23 protein-coding genes are annotated in these 23,012 nt (G+C 28.7%); 14 read left to right on the forward strand and 9 right to left on the reverse strand.

The features are described from left to right. Positions 1 to 54 precede the first annotated feature (54 nt). Positions 55 to 1,923 carry an LTA synthase family protein gene (locus tag B0I03_RS07125; protein WP_111566768.1) on the forward strand — a complete coding sequence of 623 codons (1,869 nt, stop codon included), beginning with the start codon at positions 55 to 57 and terminating at the stop codon, positions 1,921 to 1,923. Here the strand turns inward: B0I03_RS07125 and B0I03_RS07130 are convergent. Continuing rightward, positions 1,909 to 2,670: a glycosyltransferase family 2 protein gene (locus B0I03_RS07130; RefSeq protein WP_111566769.1), complete on the reverse strand. Its 762-nt coding sequence runs from the start codon at positions 2,668 to 2,670 to the stop codon at positions 1,909 to 1,911. The genes B0I03_RS07125 and B0I03_RS07130 overlap by 15 nt on opposite strands. A gap of 87 nt (positions 2,671 to 2,757) precedes the next feature. Between B0I03_RS07130 and B0I03_RS07135 the strand changes: the two genes are divergently transcribed. Continuing rightward, the gene (locus tag B0I03_RS07135) at positions 2,758 to 3,819 is read left to right on the forward strand and encodes a glycosyltransferase family 9 protein (protein ID WP_111566770.1); all 1,062 of its coding nucleotides are present in this window, start codon (positions 2,758 to 2,760) and stop codon (positions 3,817 to 3,819) included. On the opposite strand, the gene B0I03_RS07140 is transcribed toward B0I03_RS07135, so the two are convergent. Both B0I03_RS07140 and B0I03_RS07145 read right to left on the reverse strand, forming a co-directional pair. Then, positions 3,809 to 4,630, reverse strand: coding sequence for a glycosyltransferase family 2 protein (locus B0I03_RS07140; protein ID WP_111566771.1), 822 nt, complete (start codon positions 4,628 to 4,630; stop codon positions 3,809 to 3,811). The two genes, B0I03_RS07135 and B0I03_RS07140, sit on opposite strands and share 11 nt — an antisense overlap. Positions 4,631 to 4,654: 24 nt before the next feature. Next, on the reverse strand, positions 4,655 to 5,419 hold the full coding sequence (locus B0I03_RS07145; RefSeq protein ID WP_111566772.1) for a lipopolysaccharide kinase InaA family protein: 765 nt from the start codon (positions 5,417 to 5,419) through the stop codon (positions 4,655 to 4,657). 81 nt (positions 5,420 to 5,500) lie between these two features. On the opposite strand from B0I03_RS07145, the gene B0I03_RS07150 reads away from it, so the two are divergent. After that, positions 5,501 to 6,298 (forward strand): glycosyltransferase family 2 protein, encoded by a 798-nt coding sequence (locus tag B0I03_RS07150; RefSeq protein ID WP_111566773.1) that lies wholly within the window; start codon positions 5,501 to 5,503, stop codon positions 6,296 to 6,298. On the opposite strand, the gene B0I03_RS07155 is transcribed toward B0I03_RS07150, so the two are convergent. Continuing rightward, positions 6,293 to 7,399 (reverse strand): glycosyltransferase family 4 protein, encoded by a 1,107-nt coding sequence (locus B0I03_RS07155; RefSeq protein WP_111566774.1) that lies wholly within the window; start codon positions 7,397 to 7,399, stop codon positions 6,293 to 6,295. The two genes, B0I03_RS07150 and B0I03_RS07155, sit on opposite strands and share 6 nt — an antisense overlap. 102 nt (positions 7,400 to 7,501) lie before the next feature. On the opposite strand from B0I03_RS07155, the gene B0I03_RS07160 reads away from it, so the two are divergent. Then, entirely contained in the window at positions 7,502 to 8,398 is an 897-nt protein-coding gene (locus B0I03_RS07160; protein WP_111566775.1) for a glycosyltransferase family 2 protein, read from the forward strand. A gap of 11 nt (positions 8,399 to 8,409) precedes the next feature. Continuing rightward, entirely contained in the window at positions 8,410 to 9,483 is a 1,074-nt protein-coding gene (locus tag B0I03_RS07165) for a glycosyltransferase family 4 protein (RefSeq protein ID WP_111566776.1), read from the forward strand. Here the strand turns inward: B0I03_RS07165 and B0I03_RS07170 are convergent. After that, on the reverse strand, positions 9,476 to 10,609 hold the full coding sequence (locus B0I03_RS07170) for a glycosyltransferase (RefSeq protein WP_111566777.1): 1,134 nt from the start codon (positions 10,607 to 10,609) through the stop codon (positions 9,476 to 9,478). The genes B0I03_RS07165 and B0I03_RS07170 overlap by 8 nt on opposite strands. 155 nt (positions 10,610 to 10,764) lie before the next feature. Between B0I03_RS07170 and B0I03_RS07175 the strand changes: the two genes are divergently transcribed. Both B0I03_RS07175 and B0I03_RS07180 read left to right on the forward strand, forming a co-directional pair. Continuing rightward, the gene (locus B0I03_RS07175) at positions 10,765 to 11,853 is read left to right on the forward strand and encodes a glycosyltransferase family 2 protein (RefSeq protein WP_111566778.1); all 1,089 of its coding nucleotides are present in this window, start codon (positions 10,765 to 10,767) and stop codon (positions 11,851 to 11,853) included. Between the two features lie 51 nt (positions 11,854 to 11,904). Continuing rightward, a complete protein-coding gene (locus B0I03_RS07180; RefSeq protein ID WP_111566779.1) occupies positions 11,905 to 12,924 on the forward strand; it encodes a polysaccharide pyruvyl transferase family protein in 1,020 nt (339 codons plus the stop codon). Between the two features lie 28 nt (positions 12,925 to 12,952). Here B0I03_RS07180 and B0I03_RS07185 read toward each other — a convergent pair whose 3' ends face one another. Further along, a complete protein-coding gene (locus B0I03_RS07185; RefSeq protein WP_111566780.1) occupies positions 12,953 to 14,239 on the reverse strand; it encodes a hypothetical protein in 1,287 nt (428 codons plus the stop codon). 315 nt (positions 14,240 to 14,554) lie between these two features. Here B0I03_RS07185 and B0I03_RS07190 point away from each other — a divergent pair, with 315 nt between their 5' ends. From B0I03_RS07190 to B0I03_RS07215, 6 genes are all read left to right on the forward strand, one after another. After that, on the forward strand, positions 14,555 to 15,124 hold the full coding sequence (locus B0I03_RS07190) for an L-threonylcarbamoyladenylate synthase (RefSeq protein WP_111567016.1): 570 nt from the start codon (positions 14,555 to 14,557) through the stop codon (positions 15,122 to 15,124). Positions 15,125 to 15,161: 37 nt separating this feature from the next. Further along, positions 15,162 to 15,536, forward strand: coding sequence for a GxxExxY protein (locus B0I03_RS07195; RefSeq protein ID WP_111566781.1), 375 nt, complete (start codon positions 15,162 to 15,164; stop codon positions 15,534 to 15,536). A gap of 28 nt (positions 15,537 to 15,564) precedes the next feature. Further along, positions 15,565 to 16,980: a CCA tRNA nucleotidyltransferase gene (locus B0I03_RS07200; protein WP_111566782.1), complete on the forward strand. Its 1,416-nt coding sequence runs from the start codon at positions 15,565 to 15,567 to the stop codon at positions 16,978 to 16,980. Positions 16,981 to 17,054: 74 nt separating this feature from the next. Continuing rightward, the gene (locus tag B0I03_RS07205) at positions 17,055 to 18,074 is read left to right on the forward strand and encodes a COX15/CtaA family protein (protein WP_111566783.1); all 1,020 of its coding nucleotides are present in this window, start codon (positions 17,055 to 17,057) and stop codon (positions 18,072 to 18,074) included. Next, positions 18,074 to 18,991: an ABC transporter permease gene (locus B0I03_RS07210; RefSeq protein ID WP_111566784.1), complete on the forward strand. Its 918-nt coding sequence runs from the start codon at positions 18,074 to 18,076 to the stop codon at positions 18,989 to 18,991. Before B0I03_RS07205 ends, B0I03_RS07210 begins: the two co-directional genes overlap by 1 nt. Then, positions 18,988 to 19,668, forward strand: a complete 681-nt coding sequence (locus tag B0I03_RS07215; protein WP_111566785.1) for an ABC transporter ATP-binding protein — start codon at positions 18,988 to 18,990, stop codon at positions 19,666 to 19,668. Before B0I03_RS07210 ends, B0I03_RS07215 begins: the two co-directional genes overlap by 4 nt. 31 nt (positions 19,669 to 19,699) lie before the next feature. Here B0I03_RS07215 and B0I03_RS07220 read toward each other — a convergent pair whose 3' ends face one another. Both B0I03_RS07220 and B0I03_RS07225 read right to left on the reverse strand, forming a co-directional pair. Then, positions 19,700 to 20,293 (reverse strand): thioredoxin family protein, encoded by a 594-nt coding sequence (locus B0I03_RS07220; protein ID WP_111566786.1) that lies wholly within the window; start codon positions 20,291 to 20,293, stop codon positions 19,700 to 19,702. Positions 20,294 to 20,297: 4 nt separating this feature from the next. Beyond that, the gene (locus tag B0I03_RS07225) at positions 20,298 to 20,786 is read right to left on the reverse strand and encodes a TlpA family protein disulfide reductase (protein ID WP_111566787.1); all 489 of its coding nucleotides are present in this window, start codon (positions 20,784 to 20,786) and stop codon (positions 20,298 to 20,300) included. 159 nt (positions 20,787 to 20,945) lie between these two features. Between B0I03_RS07225 and B0I03_RS07230 the strand changes: the two genes are divergently transcribed. Further along, positions 20,946 to 22,232, forward strand: a complete 1,287-nt coding sequence (locus B0I03_RS07230; RefSeq protein WP_111566788.1) for an Ntn hydrolase family protein — start codon at positions 20,946 to 20,948, stop codon at positions 22,230 to 22,232. Here the strand turns inward: B0I03_RS07230 and B0I03_RS07235 are convergent, their stop codons facing one another. After that, positions 22,233 to 22,988 (reverse strand): LytR/AlgR family response regulator transcription factor, encoded by a 756-nt coding sequence (locus tag B0I03_RS07235; RefSeq protein WP_111566789.1) that lies wholly within the window; start codon positions 22,986 to 22,988, stop codon positions 22,233 to 22,235. Positions 22,989 to 23,012 lie beyond the last annotated feature (24 nt).

Consider the following 23,012-nt stretch of genomic DNA (forward strand, 5'->3'; position numbering starts at 1 on the left):
AAATAAATTGTAAATTTTATATGAATAGTTAAATTTGCTAAAAATTACCTTTGTATGTCAAACTATTTTAGCAGTGTAAAACTATTTTTCAAGCGTTTTTTTGTGGTTCTTTTTATTTACCAAATTTGTCGTTTGTTGTTTTACTTTTTCAATAAAAATGCCTTTGAAAACATTTCTGCTAAAGGTTTTTTAGGCGGTATTCATTTTGATTTATCGGCAATAGCTTACATCAACTTAGTTTTTGCACTTTTGCATTTTATTCCAGGAAATTTTAAATACAAACCTAACTATCAAAAGTATTTGAAAATTGGTTTCTTTATTGTGAATTTCATCTTCATCTTAACCAATTTTGTAGATTTCGAATATTACAAATTCACCGGAAGAAGAAGTACTTTTGGCATGATTACCGCAAGCGGAATGGAAAATGAAATTGGCGGATTAATCTTTTCGTTTTTAATTGAGTTCTGGTATTTACCAATTCTTGCTTTGGTTCTAGGAATACTATTTTGGAAAGTAATTCCGAATTTAAAATCAGCAACAGAACAAAGTTACAACTGGTCACAAATTGCAAAACAATCAGGAATGTTTGTGCTTTTAATGGGATTTGTATTCTTGTTAGGTCGTGGTGGTTTCCAGAAAAAACCGTTGCGTATTGTTGATGCTGTAAATTATGGCTCGATAAATCAGTCGGCTATTGTGTTGAATACACCTTTTTGCATTATTAAAACTATTGGTAAAAAAGAAACATTAGAATCGCCAAAATACTTTTCGGAAACGGAATTAAATCAAATTTTCAATCCAATAACTGAAATTTCATCAGCTGAAAATCCGAACAAAAAGAATGTGGTGATTATCATTTTAGAAAGTTTTGGAAGAGAAAATATTCAGCGCGGACAAACACCCTTTTTAGATGGTTTGATTGAAAAATCGTTGTTTTTTGAAAACGGTTTTGCTAATGGAAAACTTTCTATTGATGCGGTTCCTTCTACGCTTTCGAGTATTCCGAGTTTGATGAATAATTCGTTGATTACATCAAGTTATTCGATTAACGAAGTGTATGGTTTACCGAAAATCTTAAAAGATAATGGTTATCAAACTGCATTTTTTCATGGTGCTTTTAACGGAAGTCAGAATTTTGATCAATATTGTAAAGTAGCTGGTTTTGATAATTATTTTGGCAAGAATGAATACGTTGGTCCAGAAGCTTTTGATGGAAGATGGGGCATTTTTGACGAAGAATTTATGCAATATTTTTCAGGGAAGATGACCGAATTCAAACAACCCTTTTTCAGTACAATTTTTACGATTTCATCTCACAATCCATACATAATTCCAGAAAAATACAAAGGTAAATTTCCAAAAGGAACTACTAAAATTCATGAAAGTATTGCTTATTCTGATTATGCTTTGAAACGCTTTTTTGAAACGGCTTCTAAAGAAGATTGGTATAAAAACACACTATTCGTAATAACTTCCGACCACACTTCGTCTGAACCAACCGAGAAAAAGTTTAAAACTAATGTCGGAAAATTTAGAGTACCTATTTTATTCTTCGATCCTTCAAATCCTTCTATCGTTGGGAAAAATCAGAAGAATTTACAACAAATTGACATCATGCCTTCGATAATTGATTATTTGAATATTGATAGTAAAATGATTACCTATGGAAAATCGTACAAATCTGAAAAAGATTTTGTGGTGTATTATTTAGACAACATTTACCATTATATTTCGGGTGATTATTACTTAGCTTTCGACGGAAAAAAATCTTTAGGGTTGTGTAATTTCAAGAAAGATGAATTGTTAAAAACCAATTTAATCAAAACCGAGAAAGCAAAAGCAACTGAAATGGAAACGTTTATAAAAGCGTATATTCAATCGTTTAACGAGCGAATGATTGGAAATAAATTAACGCTTCAGTAATTTTTCTTGGCGTTGTAATTTCAGTAATTTGGCGTACTTCATGTGCGAGAAAAATCCTTGGATTAAAGCAATTGTAATGCCATCAATTCCGTTGAAAATTCCTTTTTTAAAGAAATAACATCTGATAAAAGCGGTTAAACCATTGATTACAGGTTTCATTGCTCCCACTCTTTTTCCTTGATCAAAAAGTTGTTGTGCATGCCAAGTGGAATATTGGTTTTTCTTAGCGATAATTTGCTCAAAAGATTCCCAACCGTAATGTAAAATATGAACAGCTACTTTTTTCTCGTTAGTAGTTTCAATTTTTTGATGCACTTTAGCTTCTGAAGGCTTTGCTGTTTTCTTGTTGAAAAAACGCACTTTATGATCGGGATACCAACCTGAAAAATCAATTAATTCGTCGGCTAAAAAATTCTTTACTCGAAACGAGAAAGCATCGTAATTTCCTTCTAAATATTTTTCCTTTAAAATGAATTCTTTAGCATCTTTATCTAAAAACTCGTCTGCATCTAAATTTAAAATCCAATCGTTTTTGCAAAATGGTAATCCATGCGTGCGTTGTGGTCCATCGCCAAGAAATTTTTGAGAAATTACTTTTGCTCCTTTTTCTTCGGCAATTTTTACTGTATTATCAGCACTTAACGAATCAACAATGATAACTTCATCGCACACTTCAAACAAAGCATCGATACATTTTCCAATATTTTTCTCTTCATTATAAGTAATGACTAAACCGCTAATTGCCATAAAAATTGAGTTTTCACAAAAGTAATCAATTTATTTTGTTGGCAAAGTTTCAAAATCAGTGTATTTTAGCCAAATAATTTATCAAAAATGAAAATTTTAGTCATACAACAAAAGCGAATTGGAGACGTACTTACCTCAACTATTTTATCCAATAATTTGAAGCAAAAATATCCGAATGCGCAAGTGGATTACATGTGCTACGCCAATTGTGTTGATGTACTAAAAAACAATCCGAATATTGATAATATTATAGTTTTGGAAGAAAAAGTGCGAAAAAACTATCTTTCGCTTTTTCAATTTATTTTCAAAATCAGAAGTACCAAATATGACGCGGTGATTGATGCTTACAGTAAGTTGGAAACCAATTTAATCACGCTTTTTTCTGGTGCTAAATATAAAATTTCGTATAAGAAAGGCTATTCCAATATTTTTTACAATTACAATATTGAACGACTAAAAAACGGTACAAAATCGGATATTGGTTTGGCAATTATTAATCGTTTACGTTTATTAGAACCATTAATTAAAGAAGAAATTACCGATTATAAACCAAAAGTTTTTTTAACGGATTTGGAAATTAATCAAGCAAAGGAAATGCTGTCAAAATTCCCATTAAAAACCGACAAACCCACTTTTATGATTGGGATTTTAGGTAGCGAGTGGTACAAAACCTATCCGTTTGAAAAAATGGCAGAATTGTTAGATTTCACAGTGCAAACTACTGATGCAAATTTGCTATTCAATTACATTCCAAAACAAAAAGAAGACGCTCAAAAAATCTTCGATTTGTGTCAACCCGAAACACAACAACGCATTTATTTTGATTTGTATGCCAATGATTTGCGTTCGTTTTTAGGATTACTGTCGCAATGTGATGCTTTGATTGGAAACGAAGGCGGAAGTGTAAATATGGCAAAAGCGTTGTTTGTTCCAACATTTTCCTTGTTTTCGCCTAGTGTTGATAAAGAAACTTGGCAAATTTTTGAAGATGAGAAAAACATCTCCATTCATTTAAAAGATTTGAAACCCGAAATTTATGCTGAATTTGACGAGAAATACATCAAAGAAAACACCTTTAAATATTTTGAAGAATATCCGATTGAGCTAATTAAAGAGAAATTGAAAGATTTCTTCGAGATTATTCGCTAAGATATTTTGACAAACCATTTTCAATAAAAGTCACATTGTGTTTTTTATTATAATTTCGAATGGAATTATTTTTCTCCCAAGTTTCAGCAGTTGCATAACCTCTTTTGTGGTCTAAGTGCAAACAAACGGCACTATAACGAATTTGCTTCGATAAAATTCCGAAGTTAAACAAACGTTCGCCCACTTCTCTATCCAAACCACCGTATTGCATTTCTTCATTGAATCCATTTACGGCAACTAAATCTTTCTTAAAGCAAGACGTGTTGTGACCGTTAAAAGTTCGTTTTGTAGGAGTTAACCAATTCATGAAAGTCGCAAAAAGTGAAATCTTGGTCAGTTTTGATAATTTAAAAGTCTTAGAAACGCCATTTTTTATCAACCAAGAAATCGAAAAACAATCTTGATTTTGGATATTTTCTAAAGAAATTTTCTGAGAAGTTTCCATTGGTAATTTAAAATAACCTCCAGAAAGAAAATAGCCTTCTTCTTGGTACTTTAAATGTTGGGCAACAAAATCTTTTCGAGGAATACAATCGCCATCGGTAAAAAGCAAGTAATCAGAATTGGTTTTGAGAATAGCTTTATTCAAGATTTTACATTTCTGAAAACCATTATCTTCTTGCCAAATATGAACAATTGGAAACTTAAATTGATTTTGAAAAGATGCAATTATTGTTTTTGTTTTTTCGCTAGAACCATCATCGGCAATAACAACCTCAAAGTCTGGCTCAGTTTGGACACTATATCCAACAAGCACTTTTTGAAGCCATTCTTCCGAATTGTAAGTGGTGATAATTACCGATAATTTCATCTAACGAATTAAAAGTGAAAAATACTACTTTTTCCAGAACTTTAATTTCTTTTTGATTCTTTTTTTTCGGTGAAAGCGATATTGAAAATCGGCCGTTAATCCCCACATAGTTTCAAAAATAGTAGTTTCGTCACCGTTTGAAAGTTTTGCGTATTCGTTACTCATCACTGCAATCATGTCTTTCTTGTGTGTGATTTTCGATAAATTCTTCATTCGGGTTTTGAAATCGATAGTTTCATGAAACTGCATTCGATTCAAATCTACTAGAAAAAAGGAATAACTTCCGTCAATATTTTTACGAATTAAGGTATTTCCTGGTGAATGATCTAAAAACTCAATGCCTTTTTCGTGCATTTCAAAGGTAAATTGGGTAAACTTTCGGATGATAAAATCTCTATTTTCAAAAGCTTCATTTTGTACAATTTCTCTGAATTCAAATACATTTTCTAAATGTTCGCAAGCGTAATAACTTTCTTTTAATCCTATAAAATCATAATTTTCAAAAAAAGCTACAGGTTGTGGCGTTCCTATTTTCATTTCCATCAATTTAGAAGCAAATTCAAAAGAACGACGTGCTTTAGATTTTCTAAAATAGCGATAAGCAATTTTGTTAATGATGTTAGGTTTCTTGAACGATTTTATGCTAATCACATCATTTCCCAATTCAAAAAGTTTAATTGCATTACGTTTTCCAATAACAAAATCTTTACCAGATGATGTAAAATGGGTAATGTAATTTTCAATTTGAGTTTTATATTTTATGAAGTTGGGATGATACTGCGCTAGCATGTTTTTTTTTATTCAAAAGTAGCTATTGTTGGTTATAATTCCAATTTATTGAATATTTTTACATGATTTTAGCAAACGAATATGAAAGAATTACCAAAATGTTCCTTAGTTACACCAACATATAATTGGCCCGAAGCGCTTGAATTATTACTTTTAAGCATTACTAAACAAACTGTTTTACCTAATGAAGTAATTATTGCCGATGATGGTTCAAAAGAGGAAACTCGTTTGCTAATTGAGCGTTTTCAAAAATCATTTCCTGTTCCGTTAATTCACGTTTGGCATGAAGATAATGGCAATCAAAAGCCAAAAATCATGAATAAAGCGATTGCTCAAGCTAAATATGAATACATAGTAGAAATTGATGGCGATATCATCATGCATCCCGATTTTGTAAAAGATCATTTAACCTATGCTGAAAAAGGGGTTTATTTGTTTGGTTCGCGAGTAAATATTCAAAAATCGATTTTAGAAAGTATTTTCAAAAACAAAACTACTTCATTTCATTTCTTTTCTAAAGGAATTAAAAAACGTGGAAGGACATTACGAATCCCTTTCTTTATGAATTCTGCTAAGCTTCACGATAAACGTTCTTCTAAACTTAGAGGTTGTAACATGTCGTTTTGGAAAGAAGATTTCATTAAAGTAAATGGTTTTAATGAAGGTTTAGTGGGTTGGGGAGTTGATGATTCTGAGTTAATTCAACGCATTCACAACATTGGAATTCTAGGAAAACGATTAAAAAATGTTGGAATTGCTTATCATATTTATCATAAAGAACAAGACAAAAGTCACATTCATTTAAACAATGCTATTGAAGATGAAGTAAGAGAAAAAAAGATAACTTTTGTTGAAAAAGGTGTGAATCAGTATTTATAATTTCATTACTCTTACGTATTCTTCTTTGGTTTGCTTAGCAATGTTTTCTGCATTAAAATCATTTTGAATAATTGCTTTACTTTTTATAACAAATTCAGACTTTAAGTTCTCATCATCTAAAAGAGTAATAACTTTAGTAGCCAATTGCTTGAAATCTTTAACTGGAGCAATAAAACCATTTTTACCGTCTTGTATAACATCGGGAACTACTCCAACTTGAGTAGAAACTACTGGAGTTCCTAATAGCATGGCTTCAAGAACAGACGTTGGTCCACCTTCTCTTTGCGATGTCATTAAAAAAGCATCAAATTGTGGAACTAATGAAGATGCATTTTCAATTTTATCAGTGAAGATTATTGCATCTTCTAATCCTTTATCTTTTATTAGTTGTTGTAATTCAGGCGTGTTTTTTGTGAATTCGCCAATTTGAATAAATTTAATGTTTTTGCGGTTTAATTTATTTACTACTTCATCAACGACATTTATGAACGTTGGTAAATCTTTTGCATTGGAATGATTAGCGATATTTCCAACAACTTTAAATTCTGAGTCAATTTTGTAGGTTTCTCTTAAATTTAAAACTGGTTTCAGATTTAATATTTCTAACGAAACACAATCATGCACAACTACCGTTTTACTTTTCGCTTTTTCGTTTAAAATTTTACCTAAATCTCTTTTAACTGAATTTGAAACACAAATAATGGAAGATAATCCTTTAAAATTATATTTTAAATTACTCAAAAAACTACTACTCGTCCCCATTCCTTTTTTAGAAAAAACCGTTTTTGGTTTAATTCCAAACAGAATTTTTGAAATTACATAAAATGTTAATGAATCACTTGTGTGTAAATGGATTATATCTGGATGAAAATCGCGAATAACATTCTTTAATAAAGAAACGTTTCTTAGTTTATTTAATTTTCTATCTTTGACTCCAATAAATGAGATTGATTTTTTAGCGCATTGGCTTTCTAATACTGAACCTTCAATACCAAAAACTAAATTATCAACTTTATTTTTTGCTAATTCGGGTAAAATATACATCATCTGTTGCTCATTGCCACCCCATCCTTTTGCTCCAGATATATGTAATATTTTCATTGAATTTCACTTTTTTGATTTGATTGATTTTGTAAAATTATATAAATTAAGAATTAAATTAAAAAAATTGCATTTTATTTAACTTACGATAGTAAACAACAAATGGATTTATCAATAATAATAATTAACTACAATACGAGTAAATACACTATAAATTGTATAGAGAGTATTGTAAATACTATTTCTGATTCCATAAATTACGAAATAATTCTTGTTGATAATTGTTCTGAAATTTCTGATCTTAGTAACTTAGAAGAGCAAATAAAAAAATTTAACCATTTAACTTTAATTAAAAATCCGATAAATAGTGGTTTTGGAGGTGGAAATACAGTTGGATTATCTAAAGCTAAAGGAAAATTTTTAGCCTTTGTTAATAACGATACTATTCTTCAAAACGATTGTTTTTCTATCTTAATTGATGCAATGGAATCAAATCCAAGCTTTGGTGTATGTAGTCCACAATCATTTAAAGAAAATGGCAAATTTTTACCTACAATTGACCACTTTACATCACCTAGTAAAGAATTATTTGGAAGAGCTTTTCTAGAATTTATAAATCCAAAAAAATACCCAAAAAGAAAACAAATATATTCTAAACCTCAAAGAGGTCAATTTGTTAGCGGAAGTTTTATGGTATTTAGAAAAGAAGATTTTGATAAAATTGGAGGATTTGATACTAAAATTTTTCTTTACCAAGAAGAAACAGATATTTGCAAGAGATTATTAAAATTAAACAAATACGCTTACTTAATCCCCGAAGCTAAATTTATCCATTTTCACGGTGCAAGTACAAAAAAGTCGATTGCAATAAAAACAGAGTTAAAACTGTCTACACTTTATGTCATTAGAAAACATTATGGTTGGTTAGCTCATAAACTTATTTTAGGATTCTTAATCGTAAAATATTTCACCAGAAGTTTTTTTAAACCTGAATATTGGAATTTATTTAAAGTTTTAATAAAAGGTGGTAAATTGAATCATTCTCTTTTAAAGAAATAATTAAAAATCAAATGAAAAAAAGTATTGTTTTTGTTAGTAACAGTCTTCCTACATTCGATAAAGATTCTGGAGCTAATCGATTAAAAGAGATTATTGAAGAGTTTCTTAACTGTGACTTTAAATGTTATTTTTTAAAAAATGATACCGATTCAAGTAGTAAATATTGGAATTATTTCTCAGAAATAGGAGTTACTATTGTAAATATTTCTGAGGTTGAAAAAATTCAATCTTTAGAAAATGTAAACTATGTTTGGTTTAATGGTCCAAATTCATTTAAAAAGAATCTGAATTTTGTTTGTCAGCATTTACCTAAATCAAAAATTATTTATGATATGGTAGATGTACATTTTTTACGATATAAAAGATCGCTATTATTAAATCCGTTTAAAATTTCAGATTACAAAAGGTATTTCAAATACAAAAAAATAGAAACTAAATTAATCAAGAAAGCTTCAATTGTTGTTGCAATTTCCGAGAAAGAAAAAGAGTTAATTAGTAAATATGTATCGCCAGAAAAAGTAATTACTATTTCAAATATCCATTATCCAAAAGTTAGTAAAACTGAAATCCCAACTTTTAACCAAAGGAAAAACATTTTATTTATTGGTTCAAAACACACCCCAAATATTGATGCTATTTACTTTCTTTACAATGAAATTATGCCTAAAGTTTGGAAAATAAATAAAGAAATAAAAGTTCAAATTATTGGAGATGTTATTGAAGAAATCAAAGGAATTTCACATCCCATGTTTGAATTTTTAGGTTATGTTCCAAATGTAACATCTTACTTTTTAAATAGTAAATTAATGGTGGCTCCATTACGATATGGTGCTGGTGTAAAAGGTAAAATTGGTCAAGCATTTGAATATTATTTACCCGTTATTACAACAGATATTGGTGCAGAAGGAATGAATTTAACAAATAATAATCATGCTATAATAACCAACGATTCTACTGAATTTGCCAATAAAATTATTGAGCTTTATGAAAACGAAGAGCTTTGGCAAAAATTAAGCAATGCTAGTGAAGACAGTTTAAAACCCTTTTCAAAAGAACATTTGCGAAATGTGATTCAATCTATTTAAAAATGTTATCTAACTCAGAATAAACAACTTCTGTTGACAAATAATTCAAAAAGAAATTCTTAGCTAAAGTTTGTTGTTGCCCATAAAAATTATTATCAGCTAGCAATTGTTCTATATGTTTTGAAAAAGTTGCTGCATCATTGGTAACCAAACAACCATTGTTAGTTTTGTTTAATAAACCATCAATTCCTCTTTCATTACAAACAACAGGCAAACCAAAAGAAAGTGCTTCAACCACTTTAATTTTAAGTCCAGTTCCCGATAACATTGGACAAATTGCGACTCTTGATTCGCTGTAAACTTGATTTAAATCTTCTACAAAATGCATTTTAGTAACATTTGGAAGTTCTGGAATATGTTCGTTAATCTTTCCAACAACGCAAGTTGATAGATTAGCGTTTAATTTAGGATAAACTTCTTCAAAAAACCATTTTGCCGATTTCACATTATGCTCATTACTACTAGCAACATAAACCAAATCATATTTTTTTGTGCTATTCAATTGAAATTTAACTTCCAAAGCATGTGGAATCGTGATTACATCACTTGAAACAAATTGCGAAAAGACATAATTCTCATCTGAAGAAATGACCCAAACCTTTTGAAACAAATTTAAAACTTCAATTTCTTTATCGAAATATTTCCCTAAATTAAATCGCTTCTGATTTTGAAATTGAGAAGTCAAAAAATCATGGGTATCAATTATTAACTTAGCATTTTTTAAATGTTTATTTTCTCTTATTAATTCTGCCCAATAAGCATAAGAAATAATAATATAATCATACTGATTATCTTTCAAAATTTTAGAAAACTGTTCTTTATGTCCAAATCTTGTCCTATCAAAATCTCTAATTCTGCCCTTTAATTTATTTGGAATTGCATAAGTAAACAAATATGATAAAGTCTTAGAAATACGCTTATCTCTCTTCAAAAGAAAACCATTTTCTATCAAATTAGCATTTTTAATTGCTTCTAAATCACCTTCAGAAAATGATTTTGAAGCAATTCCTACATAATCAATTTTATGATTTCTATTTTTAAAATACTGAAGCAAGGCAAATGCCCTGGCATTATTTCCTTGATTTAAAGCGGCTGGATTTTCAGGGTAGAAATAAAGTATTTTCATTAGATTATTACTTATTTTCAACTAAAATTTATTAAATAAGTTATTGAATTATTATAAAAATAAAAGTAACACATTAATTGTTAATTACAGTACTCAAAACAACTATTTAATATCTAAAAATAATGATATATTTGTTTAATTAAATAGAGCATTATATGAGGCCTTCTATTTCTATTATTGTCCCTTGTTTTAATGGAGAATCATTCATAAAAAACACGATAAACTCAATAAAAAATCAAACCTTTACAGAATGGGAATGTATAATTATTGATGATGGTAGCAAAGATAACAGCAAACAAATTATTAATGATGAAATAAAAGACGACAACCGATTTTGTTTTATTACTCAAGAAAATAAAGGATTATCAAGTACAAGAAATTACGGTATTAATCTTGCAAAGGGAACATATATCTTTTTTTTAGATTCTGATGATAGTATCCCCGAAAATGCTTTAACTGATTTATTTAAAATTATTGAGTCAAATAAGAATATCGATATCGTTTTTGGTCAAACCTTATGTACAAATGGTCAGGAATTACAACCTGTTAAACATCTTTTAAATGAATGGCCAAAAAACGAATTACTTCATAATATTGAAGATAGTTTTATTAAATTCATGGTTGAAAACACCACGACTTGTATAGCACAAAATCGTTTGTATCGTTTAGAATTTTTAAAAAATTATAACTTGCAATTTTACAATGGAATCTTACATGAAGATGTGTTATGGTATTTTGAAACTATGCTAAAGGCAAATACGATTTTTTGTTCAGAAAAAACAACTTACTATTACAACGTAAATAATGAAAATGCAATAACGAAAAACATTAAACAAAAGAATATTTTTGACTATTTAACGATAATCGAGCAAATTTATAATAAGTACTATCTAAAGTGCAACAACAAAAAAACAAAAGATTTAATTGGAGTATATATCATTTTTTTAAAAATCTACATGTTAGAACTAATTGATAAATTTATTGATATTAACAAAGAAGAAATTTTTAAGAAAATTGAAATTTGCTTTAACAAAACAATTGTGGAAAGAAATATTGTAAAACTAAATATGAAAATCGAAAAAAAAATTTTTATATTCAACTACATCATAAATAAAAAATCTATTCAACTACTAGACTTATACGGGAATAGAAATTTTGCTATGAAAATACTATTTAAATTATATAAATTTATTTATCAAAGCTCATTCAATAAAATAAACAAAAACTATTATAAAATAGCATAATTAAAAATATTTTACTATTTTCATAAATACATAAAACTAAAAAATTCAAGCATGAAAGAAGCTTTATTAAAATATGATTTCACAGACAATGGATTAAATATTGGTGACTATATCCAAAGTTTAGCCGCTAAACAATTTTTAAACAATCAAGATCCTATTTTAATTAGTAGAGAAGCTTTAAACGAGTATGATGGTGAACAAGTAAAATTAATTATGAATGGTTGGTTTTTAATGAACGGAGAAAATTTTCCTCCATCAGAAAAAATAACACCTTTATTGGTTTCGCATCACATCAATACTTCTGTTCATTCTCATTTTAGAAAAGAAGAAATCGTCAATTTTTATAAAAAAAATGAACCTGTTGGATGTAGAGACTACTTTACTTTAGAGTTTTTAGAAAGTTTAGGAGTAAAATGTTATTACACAGGTTGTCTTACCTTAACATTATCAGAAAAATATAGTTCAAACGAAAAAAATGATAACATTTACTTTGTTGACCCAAGATATAAAAAAGCAAGAGGTTTAGCTGATCAATTAACTCGTTTGTATTTATTGATAACAAAATTTAATACTATTAGTGTTATTCGTTCCAGATACATAAGATATAACAACAAAAAGAGTTGGAAAAAAACCGTTGATTTTTACCGTTCATTTTCACAACTATTTGATGATGAAGTTTTAAAAAAAGCTATCTATGTAAAACATTACATGCCTGCTAATAAATTTAACAATGATGCCGAAATATTTGCTTATGGTGAAGAATTATTAAGAAAATACGCTTCGGCAAAATATGTAGTTACATCTAGAATTCATTGTGCTTTGCCAAGTTTATCTTTAGGAACTCCTACGTTGTATATTGATATTCCAAACGACCATAACGTAAGCTCTTGTAGACTAAATGGAATTAAAGAATTTTTTCATATTATCCACACAAACGGAAATAAATTATCTTGTGATTTATTAAAAGATGGCGAAAAATTTAATTTAAAATCAGCATTTAAAAATAAAGATGATTTTAAAGTTATAAGAGATAATATTAAAGAAACAGTAATTAATTTTATGAAAAAATAAAATTTAAATTGGAATAGATGGTATCTTTTTACAAGATGTTTTTTACTTTCCAAAGAAGCCATTTATTTCTCAATTTATTTTTTAATCGTTTTATTTTAAATGTTTTACTAGGGAAATTTGCATTTATTTTATTAAATAAAGAACTTATATGTAGTATTTTTTCTTTTTCTTCTTTTTCTTTTTCTTCTTTTTCATTTTCAAAAACATAAAATTCAATATTATTATTAATTTCTGAATCAATTTCTTGCCAAAAAGCATATTCCCTAAAACCGAATGATGAATTAGTTAGTTGATTAAAAATAAGATCATATACATTCTTATTTACATTAAATCCAAAATCATTTGGATCTTTGTTTTTTAAAATTAATGAAATAATCATTCTTAAACATTTTGCACATTTTCCACAATTTAAACCAGAAAAATTATGTTTATAACAAACCCTTAATGGAAATGTTTTATCCAAATTATCAACATGTTTAACAACAAATTCTGTTTTTTGAAATCTATTAAACTCTTGTCCATCATGAGTTATGGTTGTATTTCCAAATTTTATATGATTATCTAATTTAGATGAACCCCAAACCATATCTTCTTTTTCATTAAGACTAGAAGCAATAAAAACATTTGAAAAACCATAATAATAGGCTAAAGGAGCTGTTGAAGCGGTTAAAACAATACCAAATTGTACCATAGTCCACCAATCAACATAATTAAAGTAAATTAACTTTTCTAAGTGACGAGTATGAAAATCACGAAAATTAGAAGCAATAAAATGTACAGGTAATCCAGTTAACAAAGAATTTTCTTGGTAAGAATTTCTTATCAAATTCATTTTCTCAACATTTCCTAATTCAATATCAGAACCCTGAATAGTAATTAAATCTAATTTTTTTTCTTTATGTTTTAAAAAAGTAGTCCAAGCATCTAAACCTCCGCTAAAAAGCATTGCTTCTTTATCAACAGCATAGGTGTTCTTTATACTTTTATTTACTATTAAATTTGAATTTTTAGCTAAAATTACAACATGTTCCTCTGCAAAACTTTTTTTCAAAATTTCTAAACATTCTAAAAAATCATCATCAATTTCATCAATTATAATGGTACATCCCGAAAACCAAGAAATAGTAATAAAATTAGCTAACCAAGGAATAGCTAAAATACTTTTAGGAATAGCACTTACCTCAAAATCATAAGTAACATATAACTTTTCTTTATTTTTAAAATAAATCTTTAAATCTGAACTATAACTGTAGTCATAAATTACTTTATTATTTTCTACCTTAATATCGTGAAGTTGAATTGTTGATTTTTTCATTATTTTAAATACCTCTTGTAAGTTTCAAAGATAGAGATTACAATATTAAAATTTATAAATTAATAAAATTCTAATAATTTTTAAATCCGAGAATACCTAAAAAAGTACAATTCGTCATTCAGGAAATAATAATAAAATATTTTTTCATGAATATGTTTGTTAGTAATCGTAAATTTGTGAACAATTTTAGCCTTAGTTTTTTGAAATTTTATTTGAAATCAAAAAAATATGCTTAGAATTTTTTACCTAAATATTTGGGTAAATAATTTAAAAATTGAAGAATCACCTTTATCATTTAATAAAGACAATTTTAAAATGGGAGACATAAACACAGAAGTATACAACGCATTCGAAGTCATTAAAAATGGCGGCATTATCTTATATCCAACCGATACCGTTTGGGGAATTGGTTGTGATGCTACAAATGAGGAAGCTGTAAAAAAAATCTATGCTTTAAAACAACGTGAAGAAACCAAAAGCATGATTGTTTTAATGAACGGCGAACGTATGATGTACAACGTTTTTAAAGAAATTCCTGAAGTGGCTTGGCAAATCCTAGATTTATCTGAAAAACCAACAACTTTAATCTTAGATAATCCTCGAAATGTAGCCAAAAATATTGTTGCAGAAGATAGCACGTTAGGAGTTCGAATAGTTACAGAACCTTTCTGCTTTAAACTAATGGAACGCATGAAAAAACCATTAGTTTCCACTTCTGCTAATATTTCAGGCGAACCTACACCAAAAACTTTCAAAGAAATTAGTCCCGAAATTATAAAAGGTGTCGACTATGTAGTAAATTTGCACCACGATAAAGTTTGCAAAAATCCTTCTACGATTATTAAATTAGGTTTAGATAACCAAGTGAAGATTATTAGAAAGTAGCTTTTTGCCACAGATTCACTGATTTTTATTAAAATTTATGTCAAATTATTTGTACGAAGAAGAAACCTATAAAATTATAGGAGCATTAATGGAAGTTCACAAAAATCTAGGCAAAGGTTTCTCTGAAATAGTCTATAAAGACGCTTTTGAATATGAACTAAACAAGATTAATTTCTTCTTTGAAAGAGAGAAAGAGTATTTAGTACATTATAAAGATGTTATTTTAAATCATAAATTTTATGCTGATTTTGTGGTTTTAGATAAAATTATTATTGAAATTAAATCAGTAAACTCTTTTGATGATAAACATATCTCACAATGTATAAATTATCTTCACGTTTCAGGACATAGGCTTGCTATTTTGGTTAATTTTAATAAAACATCGCTCGAATACAAAAGAATCATAAAATAAATCTGTGAATCAGTGGCTTAAAAAAAATATGAACTACACAGAAACACTTCAAATCCCAATTTTCAAAATCATTTCACAGGCAGCACAAGAACTCAACTTGGAATGCTATGTGATTGGTGGTTTTGTCCGCGATATATTGCTTAACAGAGACCACAAAAAAGACATCGATATCGTTGCTGTGGGTAGCGGAATTGAATTGGCTTTAAAAGTTTCAGAGTTGATTCCTTTCCGTCCAAAAGTGCAAGTTTTTAAAAATTATGGAACTGCGATGTTACGTTATGATGACATTGATGTGGAATTTGTGGGTGCTAGAAAAGAATCTTACACACACGATAGCCGAAATCCTTTAGTTGAAAATGGCACTTTAAAAGACGACCAAGAACGAAGAGATTTTACGATAAATGCGTTAGCTTTTTCATTGAATTCTGAAAACTTTGGTGATTTAGTTGATCCTTTTAATGGTGTGGAAGATTTGAAAAACAAAATCATCAAAACACCTTTAAATCCAGATATTACGTATTCCGATGATCCATTGCGAATGATGCGTGCGATTCGTTTTGCTACGCAATTGAATTTCGAAATCGAATCGGAATCTTTAGAGGCTATTTCTAAAAATAAAGATAGAATTAACATCATTTCGGGCGAACGAATTGTTGATGAATTGCATAAAATTCTTGCTTCAGATAAACCTTCCATCGGATTTTTACATTTGTACCAAACGGGTTTATTAGACATTATTTTACCTGAATTAACCGCTTTAAATAATGTTGAAGAAGTAGAAGGTCACACGCACAAAAACAATTTTTATCACACTTTAGAAGTAGTAGATAATATTTGCCCGAATACAGATGATGTTTGGTTACGCTGGTCGGCATTATTGCATGATATTGGAAAAGCTCCAACAAAAAGATTTAACAAAAAACAAGGTTGGACGTTTCACGGACATGAATTTTTAGGTGGAAAAATGGTCAAAAAAATATTTGAGCGTTTACACATGCCTTTAAATCATAAAATGAAATTCGTGCAAAAAATGGTTACGATGAGTTCGCGACCAATTGTAATTGCTGAGGATATTGTTACGGATAGCGCCGTTCGTCGTTTGGTTTTTGATGCAGGCGAAGATATTGATAGTTTGATGACTTTATGCAAAGCAGATATCACAACTAAAAACCCAAAGAAATTTCAGAAATATCATAAGAACTTCGACATCGTAAAAGAGAAAATAGTAGAAGTGGAAGAAAAAGACAGAGTTCGTGTATTTCAACCTCCTATTTCGGGTGAAGAAATTATGGAATTATTTGGTTTGAAACCTTGTAGAGAAATTGGAGTTTTAAAAGAAGCGGTTAAAGAAGCTATTTTAGAAGGTGAAATTCCGAATGAATATGAAGCTGCTAAGGATTTTGTCCTAAACAAAGCTTCAAAAATGGGATTGAAAAAAGTATAAAAATTATAATCTGTTAAAGCACTTTTCAAATGCACATTATGTAAATTTGGGGTGCTTTTTGAATATCAAGAAAAATGAAAACAAATAAATCGGTCATTTATTGGCTACTTTCGGGATGTGTTTTGTTATTTATCATGGTAACTGTGGGCGGAATTACGCGTTTAACTAACTCGGGGTTGTCCATGACCGATTGGCATTTAATCAATGATACCTTCCCTCCTATGTCAGAAGAAAAATGGGTGGAAGCCTTTGAAGAATACAAGAAATATCCAGAATATCAAAAAGTAAATCAATACAAAGATTTTCAATTAGATGATTACAAATTCATTTTCTTTTGGGAATGGTTTCACCGTTTTATTGGCCGTATTATTGGTGTGGTTTTCATTATTCCATTCGTTTATTTCTTAATCAAAAAACAATTAGATAACGAAACCATCAAAAAATGTTTCATTCTATTGGGAATGGGCGCTTTTCAAGGATTTTTAGGTTGGTTCATGGTAGCCAGCGGTTTAAAAGACATGCCTGATGTGAGTCATTTTAGATTAGCAATTCACTTAACGTTTGCTTTTATTACGTTTGCTTACACACTTTGGGTTGCTTTAGATTTAATTTATCCTGAAAGAAAATTACCTGTTGTTGAATTAAGAAAAATCGCCCGAATAGCTTTAGTAGTTTTAATTATCCAAATCATTTATGGCGGATTTGTTGCCGGATTAAATGCAGGATTAATTCACAATCATTGGCCTTTAATGAGCGACGGACAATTTTTTCATGAAAGTATCCAATTAGAACAATCTAATTTATTATTAGCATTCACAGAAGGAAAAAGTGGCGTGCAATTCATTCACCGAACTTTTGCTTATGTTGTAGTTTTTTCAATCATTTATTTATTCATTAAAAGTAGAAAAATCACTTTAGACAAAACCCAAGATAACGGAGTTAAAATGTTGTTAGTTTTTGTGTTTATACAATTTATTTTAGGAGTTTTTACTTTATTATTCCACGTACCTCTTTGGTTAGGATTAGCGCATCAAATTATGGCTTTCTTTTTATTAACAGCCATGACGTTTACATTGCATAGATTTAGTAAATAATGAAATACTATTTCCATCTTCAATATAAAATGATAAATCGTTCATTTATTGAATATGGAATGCCTGTAATTTTAGGCTATTTAATTCTAATTTGCGCTTTCATTTTTGGGTCTAAAACACTTTTTGAAAAAGTAGATTATGCTATATATGTCTATTTACTATCCTATTTAACATTAGTTCTAAAACTTAGTGATGTTAAACGAAATAGATTTTTAAAATATTGCTTTAAATCTTCAGAATATAAAAAAATAAGAATCACAGAAAACATTATAATTGCTTTACCATTTATTGGTTTTTTAATCTATCTGAAAGATTTTCAATTCATTCCTGTTTTTTTAATCATTGGAACCATTTTAGGGTCTATTAATCTGAAATCAGATTATAATGTAACCATACCAACACCTTTTTCAAAACAGCCATTTGAATTCACAATTGGGTTTAGAAATACTTTTTATTTTTTCCTTATATCGCTATTCATAACATTTAAAGCTATTGAAGTAAGCAATTTAAATCTTGGAATTGCATCTTTAATATCTATTTTGGCTATAGTTTTCAGTTATTATTCCATATCCGAACCCTCATTTTTTGTTTGGAATTACAATTTGAACCCAAAAATGTTTTTGATTCAAAAAATTAAAACTTCCTTAATCTATTTTTCATACCTAGCACTTCCAATTACTATTGTTTTGGGCATCTACTTTTATGAAAATCTCATTACGATTTTAAGTTTTGTATTCGTTGGTTATGTGTTCCTAATAACAATTATCTTAGCGAAATATGCAGCGTATCCAGATAAAATGAATATTATTCAAGGTGTACTAATCGCTTTTAGTATTTATTTACCACCGATGTTAGTTTTTGTTATTCCTTATTTTTATTTTCAATCTTTAAAACAACTTAAACCGCTTCTAAAATGATTCAAATTGAAAATTTATCGAAAAAATATGGTAACAAAATAGTATTAAATTCAATAAGTATATTTTTTGAAAACGGAAAAGTATACGGTATTGTTGGAGAAAATGGTGCAGGTAAAACGACTCTATTTAATTGTATTGCTGGATTAGAAACGTTTGAGGGAGAAATAAAATCTGACATACCGAAGTTAAAAAACCATTTAGGCTTATTGGTAACTGAACCTTATTTTTTTTCAAAAATAACAGGAAAAGAATATATTCAATTATTATGTAATGCAAGAAATATCCATACTATTGACTTCGAAAAAAGTAATATTTTTGACTTACCACTAAATGAATATGCATCAAAATATTCTACTGGAATGAAAAAGAAATTAGCACTAACTGCTATTTTACTTCAGGAAAACAACTATTTCATTTTAGATGAACCTTTTAATGGTGTAGATATTCAAAGTAATATCATAATTACCGAAATCATTCATAAATTAAAAGAACTGGGAAAAACAGTTATTATTTCTTCCCATATTTTTTCTACTTTAAATGATACTTGTGACGAAATTTTAATTCTTGAAAATAAGACTATTTCCAAAAAGGTTGGCAAAATTGAATTTAACCAATTGGAAAGTGAAATGAAAAAAATTACTGTTGGAAATAAAATTGATCTTTTGGGTTTAAAATAAAAAAGGCGAAACAAATGTTTCGCCTTTTTTATTACTTTTTAACCTTAATAGAACAACCTATTGCTTTCGTTGTGTTTGGAGTTGGTTCTTGGCCTTTTTCCAAAGCCGCAATAGCATTCTCTAAATATTTTTCTTTCACTTCAGAAGCATCTTCTACATTATCATCGATTGCTCCAATGTATTTCACAACTAAATTCTTATCTAATAAAAATACATGTGGTGTTTTGGTTGCTCCATATTGCGGATAAATTTTCTGACCTTCATCAAACAAATAAGGAAACGTAAACTTTTTCTCTTTTGCTCTTTTTTGCATCAATTCAAAACTATCTTCTGGTTGAGCTACTGGATCATTTGGATTAATCGCTAACAAAATGTAGCCTTTAGATTTGTATTTTTTAGCTAAATCGATAATTCGATCTTCATATTTTACGGCAAACGGACAATGATTACAGGTAAACACTACGATAAATCCTTTCGCGTCTTTGTAATCCGACATACTGTACATTTTATTGTCGACCGATTTTAATTTGAAATCAGCAGCCATATCTCCTACTTTGTAACCAGTAGGATTAGTAAAACTCATTAAAACGCCCATTAACAAGGCAAAAAATCCAATTCTCTTCATAGTATTAATTTAATTTGGTTAGTGATTCATTTACAAACTGATTTAATTCTTCAAACGAAGCAAATTCTTGTTCTACAAAAATGCCTTTATTTTCATTGATTATCCAAGTAGCCGGAATAGAACCCGACCAATTTTCATCGATTTTTAAAATCCAATTGTTGAATTTTTTATCCGCCATGTAAGTGGTTACAAAAGTGTAATTTTTCTTTTTCAAAAACGGTTTCAATTTACTTTCAACCTGTTTTTCGAAATCTAAACTAACAGTTACCACTTTCACATTTGGATTCTCTTCATGTAATTTTTGAAAATACGGTAATTCCTTTACACAAGGCGCACACCAAGTAGCCCAAAAGTTAACTACCAAAGGTTTTTCGGAATTATTTTGAACATAAGCATTCAATTCGTCAAAATTTTGAAACGTAATCAAATCTTGAGCTTTTACAGAAAAACTCAGAAAGAAAACCGAAAGTACTATTAAACGGAAATACCTCATCTACTTTTTTATCAAAAATAGTGAGATATTTATTTTGTTTGCTGTTAATTAACAATTCTTTATCAACCCAATTAAAGACAAATTCAATTAATTCTGTTTTATTAGGAATGTAACATTTTGACATTTCAATCGTTTTATTTTTATACCTAATGGAACAATATGAAAAACTTCAAAATCATTTTCGCCCTTTTATTTATTTTATCAGTAAATATTGGAAACACATGCAGCATGTACAAAGTGACCAAAAATGGTAAAACAATGGTGGGTTGTAATGAAGATGCTTGGAGAACAACACCTCATATTTGGTTTGAAATTGGGAACAAAAAAGGTTCTTTTGGTGCTGCTTTTACAGGCTCACGTTTTGATGGAACAAATGGTTATGCACCACAATCGGGAATGAATGAACATGGATTGGTTTTTTCAAGATTAGCATCGTATCATCCTGAAAGCGAAAATTCCAATTTTAAAAACCGCCTAAAAATAACCAATCCAACCCAATATCTAAAAGACATTCTTCATACTTGCAAAACTGTTGAAGATGTAAAAAAATATATTGAAAAATACGATTACAGTTATTTTATAGAAGATGTTTTTATTTACGTTGATAAATCCGGGAAATATATTGTGGTAGAACCTTACAAAATAATTTCGGGAAATGAGGCAAGTTATGTTTTATCAAATTTTTGTCCATCTATAACTTCAAAAGAAGACGCTTCTAAATTAGAACGTTATCAAAATGGTGTTTTATTTTTGAATAACAAATTAAAAACCGATTTAGAATTTTGCCGAAAATTATCCGATACCATGCATGTTTGCAGAGAAAAAATTGGTGATGGAACGTTATTAACTTCCATTTGGGATAACACGAACGGAACCGTGAATTTATACTTCTATCATAAATACGACAAAACCATTCAATTCAATATCAAAGAAGAACTAGCAAAAGGAAATCACATCCTAAAAGTCGATTCTTTATTTCCAAAAAATGAAGAATTTGAAAAACTAGCTTCGTATCAAATACCTCATAACAATGATATTTTACGTCTATTTTTAGTGTTTTGCGGATTATTCTTTTTTATGAGTTCAGTTTGCTTTTTAGTGAATTATGTAAAAAATAGAAAAAACAATAACTTCAATGCAATCAAATTACTTTTAATTCTGTTTGGACAAATTTTATTCTACTACATGTTTGTTTTAAGCACAAATATGAATATTTTCTATTTTGATTCACCTTATAAAAGTTATTCTAGTACCTTAGTGAGCCTGACTTCTTATTTACCTTATGTACTTTTAGTAATCATAATTCCGTTAATTAAATTCAATTTAAAACTAGTTAAAGAAAAGCTTTGGAATAATTTTGCTTTGATTATTTTAAGTTCAAACAGTTCATTGTATCTAATTTTAATCGGATTATTTGTGTATTGGCGGTTTTATTTTAATTTTTAGTTAACCAATCCACTCTTTAAAATCTCCAACACGTTCTCTTGCTACAATAACCTCATCGTCTTTGTATGTTGGTAAAATAATTTTTAATCTTGAATTGGAATACACCTGAATTTCTTTAACCGCTTTCAACGGAACTATGAATTTTCGGCTTACGCGATAAAAATCTTTTGGATTGATTTCGGTTTCTACAACTTCTAAAGTGGAATCGATTAAATAATCGCGATTGTCTAAAGTGTGAATATAAGTTCCTTTGTTTTCGCTGTAAAAACATTCTACTTCTTCAATTGAAATCACTTTTAATTGTTGTCCAATTTTTACTGAAAATCGCTTTTTATATTCTTTTTCAACTGGATTGACTAACATTCGCTTAATCGCTTCAAAATCTAAACTCGAAATCGTATTTTTTTGAAATTGATTTTTGAATTTTGAAATTGCAATTGAAAGTTCTTCTTCATCAATTGGTTTCAATAAATAATCAATACTATTCAATTTGAAAGCTCTCAAAGCATATTCATCATAAGCGGTTGTGAAAATCACGGCACTTTTAATATCGATTTGCTCAAATATCTCAAACGACAAACCATCAGACAATTGAATGTCTAAAAAAATCAAATCAGGATGCGGATTGTTTTGAAACCATTCAATAGCTTCTTCCACTGAATGTAACATCGTATTCACTTGCAATCCTAATTTTTCAACCTTGCGCTGCAACAATCGTGCTGCTGGTTTTTCGTCTTCAATAATTAATATGTTCATTGTTTTAAAACTTCAAAATTCAAC

The sequence above is a fragment of the Flavobacterium aquaticum genome, assembly GCF_003259835.1.
Classification (GTDB): Bacteria; Bacteroidota; Bacteroidia; order Flavobacteriales; family Flavobacteriaceae; genus Flavobacterium; species Flavobacterium aquaticum.